Annotated in this window: 12 protein-coding genes; 1 reads left to right on the top strand and 11 read right to left on the bottom strand. The window is 68.6% G+C overall.

Annotated elements, in window-relative coordinates; all coding sequences use genetic code 11:
* Positions 1-3: 3 nt before the first annotated feature.
* From RMP06_RS20395 to RMP06_RS20365, 7 genes are all read right to left on the bottom strand, one after another.
* A complete protein-coding gene (locus RMP06_RS20395; protein WP_310463618.1) occupies positions 4-2,028 on the bottom strand; it encodes a transketolase family protein in 2,025 nt (674 codons plus the stop codon).
* A 1-nt stretch (position 2,029) separates the two neighbouring features.
* Entirely contained in the window at positions 2,030-3,064 is a 1,035-nt protein-coding gene (locus tag RMP06_RS20390; RefSeq protein WP_310463617.1) for a transketolase family protein, read from the bottom strand.
* Complete coding sequence (locus RMP06_RS20385; protein ID WP_310463616.1) at positions 3,061-3,924, bottom strand: transketolase; 864 nt, start codon at positions 3,922-3,924, stop codon at positions 3,061-3,063. The genes RMP06_RS20390 and RMP06_RS20385 overlap by 4 nt, the downstream gene beginning before the upstream one ends.
* Positions 3,925-3,974: 50 nt before the next feature.
* Positions 3,975-5,234: a TRAP transporter large permease gene (locus RMP06_RS20380; RefSeq protein WP_310463615.1), complete on the bottom strand. Its 1,260-nt coding sequence runs from the start codon at positions 5,232-5,234 to the stop codon at positions 3,975-3,977.
* 49 nt (positions 5,235-5,283) lie between these two features.
* Positions 5,284-5,820 (bottom strand): TRAP transporter small permease, encoded by a 537-nt coding sequence (locus RMP06_RS20375; protein ID WP_310463614.1) that lies wholly within the window; start codon positions 5,818-5,820, stop codon positions 5,284-5,286.
* A 72-nt stretch (positions 5,821-5,892) separates the two neighbouring features.
* A complete protein-coding gene (locus tag RMP06_RS20370; protein WP_310463613.1) occupies positions 5,893-6,888 on the bottom strand; it encodes a TRAP transporter substrate-binding protein in 996 nt (331 codons plus the stop codon).
* 56 nt (positions 6,889-6,944) lie between these two features.
* Positions 6,945-7,694 (bottom strand): SDR family NAD(P)-dependent oxidoreductase, encoded by a 750-nt coding sequence (locus RMP06_RS20365; protein ID WP_310463612.1) that lies wholly within the window; start codon positions 7,692-7,694, stop codon positions 6,945-6,947.
* Between the two features lie 134 nt (positions 7,695-7,828).
* Here RMP06_RS20365 and RMP06_RS20360 point away from each other — a divergent pair, with 134 nt between their 5' ends.
* Positions 7,829-8,716 carry a LysR substrate-binding domain-containing protein gene (locus RMP06_RS20360; protein WP_310463611.1) on the top strand — a complete coding sequence of 296 codons (888 nt, stop codon included), beginning with the start codon at positions 7,829-7,831 and terminating at the stop codon, positions 8,714-8,716.
* A 16-nt stretch (positions 8,717-8,732) separates the two neighbouring features.
* On the opposite strand, the gene RMP06_RS20355 is transcribed toward RMP06_RS20360, so the two are convergent.
* The 4 genes from RMP06_RS20355 to moeA form a co-directional block, all read right to left on the bottom strand.
* Positions 8,733-9,722 (bottom strand): Bug family tripartite tricarboxylate transporter substrate binding protein, encoded by a 990-nt coding sequence (locus RMP06_RS20355; protein ID WP_310463610.1) that lies wholly within the window; start codon positions 9,720-9,722, stop codon positions 8,733-8,735.
* Positions 9,719-10,012 carry a DUF427 domain-containing protein gene (locus RMP06_RS20350; RefSeq protein ID WP_310463609.1) on the bottom strand — a complete coding sequence of 98 codons (294 nt, stop codon included), beginning with the start codon at positions 10,010-10,012 and terminating at the stop codon, positions 9,719-9,721. Before RMP06_RS20350 ends, RMP06_RS20355 begins: the two co-directional genes overlap by 4 nt.
* Positions 10,013-10,113: 101 nt before the next feature.
* Positions 10,114-11,853: a PQQ-dependent methanol/ethanol family dehydrogenase gene (locus tag RMP06_RS20345; RefSeq protein WP_310463608.1), complete on the bottom strand. Its 1,740-nt coding sequence runs from the start codon at positions 11,851-11,853 to the stop codon at positions 10,114-10,116.
* Between the two features lie 248 nt (positions 11,854-12,101).
* On the bottom strand, positions 12,102-13,400 hold the full coding sequence (gene moeA / locus RMP06_RS20340) for a molybdopterin molybdotransferase MoeA (protein ID WP_409050213.1): 1,299 nt from the start codon (positions 13,398-13,400) through the stop codon (positions 12,102-12,104).
* Positions 13,401-13,464: the final 64 nt, after the last annotated feature.

Here is a 13,464-nt window from a genome sequence, read left to right as displayed (position 1 = left end):
GGCTCAGGCCCGCTGCGCCAGCAACTGCCGCACGGTCGCCGCCGCCGCTGCGGCGGTGATGCCGAACTTCTCGTACAGCGCATCCGCCGGCCCCGAGGCGCCGAAGCCGGTCATGCCGACGAAGCCGCCCTCGTCGCCGAGGTAGCGGTCCCAGCCGAAGCGCACCGCCGCCTCGATCGCCACCCGCACCGACCCCGGCGCGAGCACCGCCCGGCGGTACTCCGCGTCCTGCGCGTCGAAGCGTTCGCAGCACGGCATTGACACCACGGCCGTCGGCACGCCCTCAGCCTGCAACAGGCCCCGGGCCTTCAAGGCGATGGCGACTTCGGAGCCGGTCGCCAGCAGCGTGGCGGCGCGTGGTCCGCCTTCGGCTTCTGCCAGCACGTAGCCACCGCGGCGGCTGCGGTTGTCGCTGTCGTCGCTTTTGCCTTCACCTTCAGCAGACGGACGGCGCACCGTGGGCAGCGCCTGCCGGGCGAACACCAGGCTGACCGGGCCGCTGCGGTGCTCCAGCGCGACCTCCCAGCACTCGGCGGCCTCCACCGCGTCGGCCGGACGCAGCACCAGCATGTTGGGCATGGCGCGCAGCGAGGCCAGGATTTCCACCGGCTGGTGCGTCGGGCCGTTCTTGCCCACGCCGATCGAGTCGTGGCTGAAGACGAACTTCACCGGCAGGCCCATCAGCGCCGCCATGCGCATCGCCGGCCGCTCGTAGTCGGCGAAGGCGAGGTAGGTGACGGCCAGCGGGACGACGCCGCCGTGGGCCGCCATGCCATTGGCCATTGCCGCCATCAGGTGTTCGCGCACGCCGCAGTGGACGTAGGCGCCGCTCGGGTCGTCGGCGGTGAAGGCGTGCAGGCGCCGCTTGTGGCTGGTGGGCGCTTCCAGGTCCGCGCAGCCGACCATGCGCTCTGGCAGCACGTCGGTCAGCCGGTCGTTGATGTCGGCGGAGATGAGGATGCCGCCGGGGGCATCGTGGATGCGCTGGGCGGCGAGGGCTTCACGCTTGTACGTGTGCAGCGTCTCGCGCCAGCCTGCGGGCAGCTCGCCGGCCAGGATGCGATCGAATTCGGTGCGCTCGGCGGTGGGCAGGGCGGCACGGCGAGTGGTCCAGGCGGCGTGCTCGGAGTGGCTGCGCGTGCCGGCCGTGCGCCAGGCGTGCAGCACCGGCTCGGGTGTCTCGAACGGCGCATGCGGCCAGTCGAGCAACTGCCGGGCGGCGTCGGCGTCTTCGGTGAAGAGCCGCGCACTGTGGCCGCCGCGCTGCCCTTGCAAACGCGCCAGCCCGCGAGCGATCACGGTGCGGCAGGCGAGCAGCGACGGGCGGGGATCGTGCCGTGCCGCCTCCAGCGCGGCGGACACGGCTTCGATGTCGTGGCCGTCCACCTCGGCGACCTGCCAGCCCGCCACGCGGAAGCGTTCGGCCACGTCCTCGCTGATCGACAGCGCCGTGCTGCCGTCGTCGGTGATCTGGTTGTCGTCCCAGAGCAGCGCCAGCCGCCCCAGCCGCAGGTGGCCCGCCAGCGAGATCATCTCCTGCCCGATGCCCTCCTGCAGGCAGCCATCGCCGACGAAAGCGTAGGTGAAATGATCGACCAGCCCCGGGCCGAAGCGGGCGCGCTGCGAGGCTTCGGCGATCGCCATGCCGAAGGCGTTGGCGATGCCTTGCCCGAGCGGGCCGGTGGTGACTTCGACGCCCTTGCTCGGGTCGAACTCCGGGTGGCCTTCACAGTGCGCGCCCAGTTCCCGGAAACGCCGGATCTCGTCGAGCGAAATCTTCTCGTAGCCGGTCAGGTAGTTCAGCGCCCACAGCAGCATCGAGCCGTGGCCGTTCGAGAGCACCACGCGGTCGCGGTCGGGCCAGGTCGGGTCGGCGGGGTTGAACTTCAGGTGCCGGGTGTAGAGGGCGGTGGCGATTTCGGCCATGCCCAGCGGCACCCCCTGGTGGCCCTCGGTAGCCCGCACGATGGCGTCGATGGCCAGGAAGCGGATGGCGTGGGCGAGGGCGGTCGGGGTCGGAGCGGTCATGTCAACGCAGCCAGGTCTTGATGCGCGTGCCGAGCACTTCGCGGCTGATGCCGTAGCGGTCGTGCAGCGTGGGCAGGGCGCCGGCGTCGAGGAAGGCGTCCGGCAGGCCCGCGAGCTGGAAGCCGGCCGGTTGCACGCGGTGGCGCAGCAGCGTGCTCGCCACCGCTTCGCCCAGGCCGCCGATGACCGAGTGGTTCTCGGCCACCACCACCAGCCGGTGCTGGTAGCGCACGGCCTCGACGATCGCGGCTTCGTCCAGCGGCTTGATGGTCGGGCAGTGCAGCACGGCCACGCCGATGTTGTCTGCCGCCAGATCCTGCGCCACCTCCAGCGCCCGCATCGTCAGCAGGCCGCTGGAGATGACCAGCACGTCCGCGCCGTCGCGCAGCAGCTTGGCCTTGCCGAGTTCGAACTTGTAGCCCTCGATCTCGTCAAGCACGCGCGGCACCTGGCCCCGCAGCAGCCGCATGTAGACCGGCCCCTTGTGCGCGGCGATCTGCGGCACGGCCTGCTCGATGTCGAGCGCGTCGCTGGGATCGACGATGGTCAGCCCCGGGATGCCGCGCATCATCGCCAGATCTTCGGTCGCCTGGTGGCTGGGGCCGTAGCCGGTGGTCAGGCCGGGCAGGGCGCAGCAGATCTTGACGTTGAGGTGTTCCTCGGCGATCACCTGGTGGATGAAGTCGTAGGCGCGGCGCGTGCCGAACACCGCGTAGGTGGTGGCGAACGGCACCAGCCCTTCCTTGGCCATGCCGCCCGCGGCACCCATCAGGAGCTGCTCGGCCATGCCCATCTGGTAGAAGCGGTCGGGGTAGGCTTGGGCGAACAGGTGCAGGTCGGTGTACTTGGCGAGGTCCGCCGTCAGGCCGACGATCTCGGGCCGCTGCGCCGCGAGTTCGACCAGCGCCTTGCCGAAGGGGGCGGCGGTGACGCGCTGCCCCTCGGAGGCGATCGAGGCGATCATGGCCGAGGTGGTCAGGCGGGGTTTCTTTGTCACCGTGGTGGCCGACGCGGTGGGGTTCACGGGGGCGTTCATGCGGCGGCTCCTTGCGGCGCGGTGGCGTCGAGGTGGTCGAGGGCAAGCTGCCACTCGGGCGGATCGACGCGGATGAAGTGGTTCTTGTCGCGGGTTTCCAGGAAGGGCACGCCCTTGCCCATCAGCGTGTCGAACAGGATCACGCGGGGCTTGGCCTCGGCGAGGTGGCGCGCGTTGTCGAAGGCTTGCAGCACGGCGGGCAGGTCGTTGCCATCCACCCGCTGCACATGCCAGCCGAACGCCGCCCACTTGTCCGCCAGCGGCTCGAAGCCCATGACCTTGCTGGAGGGGCCGTCGGCCTGCTGGTTGTTGATGTCGATCAGGCAGATCAGGTTGTCGAGCCGGTGGTGGGCGGCACCCATCGCGGCTTCCCAGGTCGAGCCTTCGTCGAGTTCGCCGTCGGACATCGAGTTGTAGACGAAGGCCGGGTTCTTCTTCTGCTTCAGCCCGAGCGCCATGCCGACGCCGATGACCAGCCCCTGGCCCAGCGAGCCACCGGACATCTCCATGCCGGGCGTGTAGGTCGCCATGCCCGACATGGGCAGGCGGCTGTCGTCGCTGCCGTAGGTCTCCAGCTCGCTTTCGGGCAGCACGCCGGCTTCGATCAGCGCCGCATAGTGGGCGATGGCGTAGTGGCCGTGCGAGAGCAGGAAGCGGTCGCGGCCTTCCCAGAGCGGGTTGTCAGGCTGCAGGCGCAGCGCGTGGCGGTAGGCGACGGCCAGCACATCGGCCCAGCCGAGGGCCTGGCCCACATAGCCCTGGCCTTGTACCTCGCCCATGCGCAGCGCGTAGCGGCGGACCCGCCAGGCGGCGGCGGCGAGGCCGTCCAGGTCGTCCAGTCGGGCGGACGTGTCGGTCATGGAAAGTCCTTCGGATCGAAAGCAGGGGGATGCAGAGGGGTGGCGGGCGTTCAGCGCAGGATGCTGGCCGGCACGTAGGACACGAGCGCCAGCACGAAGAACGCGACGAGGTAGAACGGGCCGAGTTCGCGCACCGTCTGGCCCACCTTGACCTTGGCCAGCGCGCTGGTGATGAACAGCGTCGTGCCGACCGGCGGGGTGTAGAGACCTATGGCGAGGTTGACGACCATCATGATCCCGAGCTGCGTCATGTCCATGCCGATGCTGTTGGCCAGCGGCACGAACACGGGCGTCAGCAGCAGCACGGCGGCCGGCAGGTCGATGAACATGCCCAGGAACAGCATCAGCAGGTTCATCATCAGGATGACCAGCCACTTCGACTGCACGTTCTGCTGCACCCACTGCACGACGCCTTGCGGCATCTGGTCGAAGGTGAGGAGCCAGCCGATCGCGGCCGACGCCATGATCACCAGCAGCACCACGCCCGTGGCCAGACCCGCCTCGATGACGGCGGCGTTCAGGCGCTTCCAGTCGAGGTCGCGGTAGATCGCGGCCGAGACCACGCCGGCATACAGCGTGGACAGCACGGCGACTTCGGTCGGCGTGGCGATGCCGAAGCGCAGGAAGATGATGATCAGCACCGGCAGCACCACGGCCGGCGAGGCGTAGGCGAGGTGCCGGGCGAAGGCGGTGGCGTTGAACGGCGTGGTGTCGCGCGGGAAATTGCGCCGCTTGCCCACCCACCAGCACGCCGCCATGAAGCCCGCGCACATCAGCAGCCCCGGCAGCACGCCCGCCACGAACAGCGAGGCGATCGACGCGTTGGACGACAGCGCGAACAGGATCATCGGGATCGACGGCGGGATCAGGATGTCGATCGTGGCTGCTGCCGCCAGCGTGGCCGCCGAGAACGCCGCCGGGTAGCCCAGCCGCTGGTGCCAGGGGATGAGCAGTGAGCCGATGGCCGAGGCATCCGCCACGGCCGAGCCGGACACGCCGCCGAACAGCGTCGAGGACAGCACGCCCACCTGCGCCGGCCCGCCGTGGTAGCGGCCGATCAGTGCCGAGAGTACGCCGACCAAGGCTTCCCCGAGCTTGCCGCCCATCATCAGCGTGCCGGTCAGCATGAAGAAGGGGATGGCGATGAGCGGGAAGCTCTGCACCTGGGCCACCATCTGCTGCACCAGCAGGTCGAGCGGCACCTTGTCGGAGGTGGCTGCGGCGGCCATGGCGGCGAGCAGCAGTGCATGGGCGATGGGCATGGCCGCGATGGCCGCACCCATGAACACGAGAAGGATGAGGGCGCTCATGTCGAGGTCTTCGCGGGTGTTGGGGGTGTGGGGGTTGGACGGATGCTGCTCACCAGTGCGCCACCGGCACGACCGGTTCGGCGGACGGGTCGGCGGCGGTCGGGGGGGTTGTCCAGGCGTGCCACGCCGACTGCAGTGCCAGCACCGCCAGCAGCGCCATGCCGACCATCACGCAGGCGTAGGTGATCGACCCCGGCAGTTGCAGGATCGGCGACTTCTCGTCATGCACGATCTCCAGCATCCGCCAGGTCGAGACCACCAGCGTTCCATACAGCCCCGCGACCACCAGCCAGCTCAGCACGGCGACGATGCGCCCGACCGCCGGCGACACCGCCTCCATCAGGAAGGTGGTGGCGATGTGCGCGCCCTGCTGCGCGGCCAGCACCACGCCGGCCATCACCAGCCACGGGAACAGCAGCTCGGGCACCTCGTTGGCCCATTGCAGGCTGGAGCCGGTGGCATAGCGCAACACCGTGTTGGCCACCAGGATCACGAAGATCACCGAGGTGGACACCCACAGCACGCCCCGGCACAGCCCCGTCACGCCGCGTTGAAGCAGGCTCGCGCCTTGGTCAGCATGGGTCATCGCCATCTCCCTTGGTAAGACGTTGGAACGCTGGCCAGAACGGCCAGCGGGTCAGCTCGGTACAGCCGTGGGTCAGTTGGCGCGGGCGCCAGCGATGACCTTCTTGACGAACGGCCCGATCGGGCTGGCCATCCACTTGTCATCGACGTTGGCTGTGCTCTTCTCGAAGGCCGACTTGTCCACGGTGTCCACGCGCACGCCCTTGGCCTTCAGGTCGGCGATGAGCTTGTCATCGGCTTCCTGCGAGAGGCGGCGCTGCAGCGCGGTGGCCTCGACCGCCGATTCCTGCACCGCCTTGCGGTCGGCTTCCGAGAGCTTGTCCCAGGTGCGCTTGCTCATCAGGAAGGGCGTCATCTCGTACTTGTGGCCCGTCAGCGAGATGAACTTCTGCACTTCGTAGAGCTTGCTGGCGTGGATGTTCATCAGCGGGTTTTCCTGCCCGTCCACCACGCCCTGCTGCAGCGCCACGTACAGCTCGGCGAACTTGATCTGCTGCGCCTCGGCCCCGAGCGCCTGCATGATGTCCACCGTCACGGCGTCCGGCGGCGTGCGCATCTTCAGGCCCTTCAGGTCTTCCGGCTTGAGCAGCGGCTTCTTGCTGTTGCTCATGTGGCGGATGCCGTTGTCCCAGTAGCCCAGCACGACCATGCCCTTCTCGGCGCTCTTGTCCGCCAGTTCCTTGCCCAGCGGGCCATCGAGCAGCTTCCAGGCCTGCGACAGGTTGGCGAACAGGAAGGGCATGCCGAAGGCGGCGTATTCCGGCACTGCGTTGGCCACGGCGCCCTGCGAGTTGGCCGACATGTCGAGCGCGCCCGTGCGCAGCGCCGTGACCATCGCGGCGTCGTCGCCGAGCTGCGCGGACGGCGCCACCTGTACCTCGATGCGCCCGCCCGACTTGGCCTTGAGCGTCTCGGCGAACTTGACGGCGGCTTCGTGGCGCGGGTTGCCGGGGGCGGCACCGTGGCCCAGCGTCAGCTTGATGGCGGCCTGGGCGTGGGCGGACAGCGGCACGAGGGCGCTGATGGCAAGGGCGAACAGGGTGCGGGTGAAGGTGTTGCGGTCGATCATGTCTTGTCTCCTATGGATCTTGGTCTGGGTTGCGGGGTGGGGCAGGGATCAGGCGATCAGTGGATCAACATGCCGCCGTTGACATCGAGCGTCACGCCGGTCAGGTACTTGGCCAGGTCGCTGGCCAGGAAGACAACGCAGCCGGCCACGTCGTTCGGCTCGCCGATGCGGTTCAGGGGGATGCCGTCGAGGATGCCCTGCAGCTTGTCGTCCGGGATCAGGCCCTTGTTGATGTCGGTGGCGATCAGGCCCGGCGTCACGCAGTTGATGCGGACGTTGTCGTGGCCGTATTCCCGCGCCATTGCCCGGGCCAGACCGAGCACGCCCGCCTTGGCTGCCGAGTAGTGCGGGCCGCCCAGGATACCGCCGCCGCGCTGCGCACTCACCGACGAGATGCAGACGATCGAACCGGACTTCTGCTCGCGCATCGCGGGCAGCACGGCCTGCGACATGTAGAGCGTGCCGCGCAGGCTGACGTCGAGCACGGCGTCGTAGTCGGCGCCGGTGATGTCGAGCGTCTTGCGCGGCTGGGTGATGCCGGCGTTGTTGACCAGGATGTCGATGCGGCCCAGCTTCTGCAGAATTTCGGCGGCGGCGGCATCGCAGGACGCCTTGTCGGTCACGTCGGCGACGACGCCCAGGTGGCCCTCGCCGAGATCGGCGGCGGCGGCGGCCGGCTCGGCGCGGGCCAGGTCGAGGATGACCACGCGGGCGCCCTGTGCGGCCATCATCCGGGCGGTGGCGTAACCGAGGCCGTTGCGACCGGCGCCGCCGGTGATGAGGGCGACTTTGTCCTTGAGCAGCATGCGTCAATCTCCTGAGTGCAGGTGTGTCTGTGGGGCGGGAATGCCACGCATGGTCGCGGCTGCCTTGCATGAGGACAAGCGAAGAGTCATCAGCCTAAGATGACGGATCTTCATTCAACGACAGGGAAGACCCGATGGCCAACATGCCGCCCGTGGCCAACCTGATGGCCTTCGAAGCGGTCGCCCGCCGCCGCAGCTTTGCGCTGGCGGCGGCCGAACTGCACCTGACGGCGTCGGCGGTCAGCCACCAGATCGCCCGGCTGGAGGCGGACCTGGGCGTGCGGCTGCTGGAGCGCAGCGCGCATGGGGTGCGGCTGAGCACGGCCGGCGAGCAGTACCTGGGGCGCATCGGTGGCGCGCTGTCGGCCATCGCCGCAGCGACCGACGACTTGAAGCAAGGCGTCGGCACCAGCCTGTACGTCCACTCCTCGCCCAGCATCGCCAGCCTGTGGCTCATGCCGCGCCTCAAGGGTTTCGCACAGGCGTGTCCAGACATCTCGCTGAACCTGTCCGCCGCGCACACCCACAGCGATTTCGCCCTCGGACAGGCCGACCTCGACATCCGCTACGGCGTGCCGCGCTGGCCGGACGTGGTGATCGAGCCGCTGTTCGAGGAGCGCATCGTCCCGCTGGCCAGCCCGGCCTTCATCCGCGAACACCGGCTCAAGCAGATCGAGCAGTTGCCGCAGGTGCCGCTGATCCAGAGCAACGTCAACGTGGTGCAGTGGACCGACTGGTTCGCCGAATACGCTGGCCAGCGCGCCCCGGAGCGGATCTCGCTGCGCTTCGACCGGGCGCTGATGGCGGTGGACGCGGCGATCCAGGGGCTGGGCGTGGCCCTCGAAAGCGCCACGCTGGCGGGCCGGCACATCGCCGAGGGGCGGCTGCGGCCGGTGTTCGGGCTGGACAAGGCGATCCGGGTGAAGGCGCATTTCGCCGTCTATCCGGCGCGCCACGCGAAGCGGCCGACGGTGGAGGCGTTTCTGACCTGGCTGCATGGGGAGGCGGCCAGGAGTCCTTGAGCCGGTCCAGTCCGCCTCAATCCGGCTTGATCTTCGCCCGCGCAATCACCGGATTCCAGCGTTTCTGCTCGGCCTCGATGAACTTGGCGTAGTCGGCTGGCGTGCTGCCCACCGCGATGGCGGCGTCATGGCCCAGGCGCTCCACGGTGGCCGGTTCGTTGATCGCCTTGGCGGCCGCGGCGGCCAGCTTGTCGATGGCGGCTTGCGGCAGATTGGCCGGCACGTTCAGGCCATACCACTGCGTCATCTCGAAACCTGGGAAGCCCTGCTCGGCCACGGTCGGCACATCGGGCAACTGGGCGATGCGCCTGGTGGTGCCGGTGGCGATGCAGCGCAGCTTGCCGGCGCGGATGAACTGCAGCACCGCTGCTGCACCGATCGCCGCCGTGTCCAATCGTCCGGCGAGCAGGTCGGTCAGCATCGGGCCGGTGCCGCGGTAAGGGACGTGGGTGATGAAGGTGCCCGAAGCCATCTTCAGGTACTCCATCGCCAGGTGCCCGGCGCTGCCATTGCCGGCCGAGCCGTAGTTGAGCTTGCCGGGGTTTTTCTTCGCATGGGCGACGAACTCGGCCATGTTGCGCACGGGCAGGTCCGGATGAACGAGGTATAGGCTCGGCACCTTGGCCAGCAGCGAGACCGGGCGGAAGTCCTTCACCGGGTCATAGGGCAGCTTGTCGAAGATGTAGGGGTTGACTGCCAGCGTGCCGATGTGGCCGAGGATGATGGTGTGCTGGTCGTCAGCGCGGGCGACTTCTCCCATCGCCACGTTGCCGGCGCCGCCGGGGCGGTTGTCCACGTACACCGACTGGCCGAGGATCTTCTGCATCTCGGCGGCGGTGGCGCGGGCGATGATCTCGGAGCTGCCACCCGGCGCGAAGGGCACGACGAAGCGGATCGCCTTCGTCGGCCAGGCGGATTGCGCGTGCAGCAGCGGGGTGGCGAGTCCTGCGGCAGCTCCCGCGCCAAGCTGGAGCAGCCGGCGCCGGTCGAGGTGGGGCATCGTCATGGGGCGCTGCTTTCCACGACGCGCACGCCCTTCCAGAACGCCACCCGCCCCTGGATCTCGGCCGCCGCTTCCTTCGGCTCCGCGTAGAACCAGACAGCGTCAGGGTTCACTTCGCCGTTGACGAACAGGCTCAGGTAGCGCGCTTCGCCTTTCCACGAGCACATCGTGCGGTGGTTGCTGGACAGCACGCAGTCCTGGCGCAGCGACGCGGCGGGGAAGTAGTGGTTGCCTTCGATGACGACGGTGTCGTCGCTTTCGGCCACGGTGGTGCCGTTCCAGATGGCTTTCATGTCGGTGTCTCGGGTTCCGGGCGTCAATGAAAAAAGCCCTGCGGCGCGGGGCTGCAGGGCTTCGTGTCGGGCCGACCAAGGCCGGCCGAAGAGCACTCAGTTTACTTCGCGAGCTTGAACACCCACACCGAGCCACCCTGTTCGAGGAAGCTGACCTTCTTGGCCACGTCGCCGCCCCACAGCGGAACGGCGCCGCCCCAGCCGGAGGCCACGGCGATGTACTGCTCGCCCTTGTCCGACCACGTGATCGGAGGCGCCACGACACCGGAACCGGTCTGGAACTTCCAGACGATCTTGCCGGTCTTGGCGTCCGCGGCCTGCAGGTAGCCTTCCGGCGTGCCCCAGAACACCAGGTTGCCACCCGTGGTCAGCACACCACCCCACAGCGGGGCGTTGTTCGGTGCTTCCCAGACGATCTTGCCGGTCTTCGGGTCGATGGCGCGCAGGGCGCCGATGGGACCGTCCGACAGCGTCTTGATCGTGAAGCCGGCGCCCAGGTAAGCGGCACCCTTCTTGTAGCTGACCGGCTCGTTCCAGATTTCCATGCCCCAGTCGTTGGACGGCACGTAGAACAGCTTCGTGTCGGGCGAGTAGGCCATCGGCATCTGGTTCTTGCCGCCCAGGAAGGACGGGGCGGCGAACACCGAGCTGCCCTTCTTGCCGTCGGCGCCCTGGGTGGGATCACCCGAGCGGTTTTCCGGCACGAAGTTCGGGCGGCCCGTCTTCAGGTCAATGCCGGTGGCCCAGGTGATCTTCTTGACGAACGGGAAAGCGTTGACCAGCTTGCCGGTCTTGGCGTCGTTCACATAGAAGAAGCCGTTGCGGTCGGCCTTGCCGCCCAGGATCTGGCCGCCGTCTTCGTACGTGATGAACTCGTTGACGCCGTCGTAGTCCCAGGCATCGTTCGGGGTGCTCTGGTAGTGCCACTTGATCTGGCCGGTCTTCACGTCAATGGCGACGGTGGAGGTCGAGAACAGGTTGTCACCCTTGCGCAGGTGGCTGTTCCACGGGGCCGGGTTGCCGGTGCCGAAGTAGGCCAGACCGGTCTTGGCGTTGTAGGTGCCGCCCAGCCAGGTCGCCGCGCCGCCGGTCTTCCACAGGTCGCCCGGCCAGGTCTTGCCTTGCTCGCCGGAGATGCCGATCTCGGTCTTGTTGCCGTCCTTGTCGTATTTGTAGCCCATGTGGCCTTCGACCGTCGGGCGGCTCCAGACCATCTTGCCGGTCTTCGGATCACGCGCTTCGACGCGGCCGACGATGCCGAACTCGCCACCGGACACGCCGGTCAGCAGCAGGCCTTCGGCGATCAGCGGCGCGGCCGAAGCGGAGTAGCCGGCGGCGTAGTCGTCGATCTTTTCCTTCCAGACGACTTCGCCCGTGTCCTGGTTCAGCGCGACGAGTTGCGCGTCCAGCGTGGCGAAGATGACGAGGTTGTCATACAGCGCAGCACCGCGGTTGATCACGTCGCAGCAGGGCATGATGCCGTCGGGCAGGCGGTGCTCGTACTTCCACAGCTTGGCGCCGGTCTTGGCATCCAGCGCGAAGATCCGCGAGTACGACGCCGTGACGAACATCTTGCCGTTGTGGATCACCGGCTGCGATTCTTGGCCGCGCTGCTTTTCGCCGCCGAAGGAGAAGCTCCACACCGGCACCAGCTTGGCTATGCTGGACGGGTTGATCTGCTTGAGCGGGGAATAGCGCTGGCCTTGCTGGCCAATACCCCAGCTGAGCACATCGCCGGTGGACTTGGCGTCGTTTTCGATCATCTGATCGGTCACGGTGGCATGGGCGGCCATGGACGCAAGTCCGGCACACACCAGCAAGCTCAACAGTTTCTTCTGCATGGTTGGTCTCCTCTTTGAGGTGGGGGTGTCACAACGGCTGGAACAAGTGGCCGTTCGGGAGTGAATCCTCGGCAACAAATGTGCCACCCCACCCATTTCAGGAAACCTTGGGGATCCTACTAGCTGCCGGCCGTGTGCGGACCGTGCAGCGGTGCCTCGGCTCAGGGTATCTCCCCGGGCGGTGTACCAGGAGCGAACAGTCGGCGCCAACATGCGCCATGCCTGCGCCACGCATCTGGTCGAGCCGCTCAGACCAGCCCGTCGAAGAGCCACACCTCGACCGGATCGCCTGCGGCCACCGAGGTCTGCGCGTGGCCGAGCACGACCAGCGCGTTCGCCTCGCTCATGCTGCGCAGCACGCCAGCGCCCTGCGTGCCGGTCAGGCGGACCTCCCACTGCCCGTCCGCGCCAGAGCTGACGATGGCGCGCTGGAACTCGGTCCGACCCGGCCGCTTGCGGATGGCGGTGGTGCAGCGGGCGCGCAGGGTTGGCAGCGGGGAGGGGCGGGCGCCCGCCAGCTGCAGCAGCCCGTCACGGGCGAAGGCGTAGAACGTCACCAGCGCCGCCACCGGGTTGCCCGGCAGCGCAAAGAGCCAGGCCGGTGTCCGGTCCTCGCCGCGGTGCAGCGGGCCGAAGGCAAACGGGCGGCCCGGCCGCATCGCCACCTTCCAGAACGCCACGTCGCCGCGGCTGGCCAGCAAGTCCTTCGTGTAGTCGGCATCCCCGACGCTCACCCCGCCGCTGGTCAGCACGACATCGGCGCGGGCAATCGCCTCGTCCAGCGTGGCGGCCAGCGCGGCCGGGTCGTCGCGCACGAGGCCCAGGTCGATGGTCTCCACGTCCAGCCGGGCCAGCGCGCCCATCAGGCTGTAGCGGTTGCTGTCGTAGATGCAGCCGGCGTCCAGCGGCTGGCCGAGCGTGCGCAGTTCGTTGCCGGTGGAAAACAGCGCCACGCGCAGCCGGCGGACCACCGTCACCTCGGCGATGCCCAGCGACGCGATCAAGCCCAGGTCGGCCGGGCGCAGCCGCTGGCCCGTGGTCAGCGCGGGGTGGCCGGCGCGCAGGTCTTCGCCTTGCAGGCGGCGGTTCTCGCCGGGGTGGATCGTGCCGGGATTGATGCGCACCACACCGTCGGCGGCCCGGCAGAGTTCCTGCGGCACGACGCTGTCCAGTCCGGTTGGTATCACGGCGCCCGTCATGATCCGCACGCACTGGCCGGCGCCGAGCACGCAGTCCGGCACGTCACCGGCGTGGACCGTGCCGACCACGGTCAGCACGGTGTCGGCGTCCGTGCGCAGGTCGCTGCCGCGCAGCGCGTAGCCGTCCATCGCCGAGTTGTCGTGCGCAGGCACGCTGATCGGCGAGACGATGTCCGCGCCGAGGACACGGCCGAGCGCGGCGGTCAGCGCCAGGGTTTCGGTTTCGGTGACCGGGCGCAGCGCGGCGGCGATGGCCGCGCGGGCCGCCTCGACGCTGAGTTGGTCGCCACCGGTGGCGAGCGGGGAAGGGCCGAGTTCCGACATGGTGGGCAGAGGCGGTTGGTTCAGGGATTGGCGTCGATCATAGTGGGCGGGTGCGCAAGGGACGGGCATTGGGGTGGATCTCTATGCA

The organism is Sphaerotilus sp., assembly GCF_031429695.1.
GTDB lineage: Bacteria > Pseudomonadota > Gammaproteobacteria > Burkholderiales > Burkholderiaceae_C > Sphaerotilus.
The sequence above is the reverse complement of the archived record's forward strand: the minus strand, read 5'-3'. Positions and strand labels throughout refer to the sequence as shown.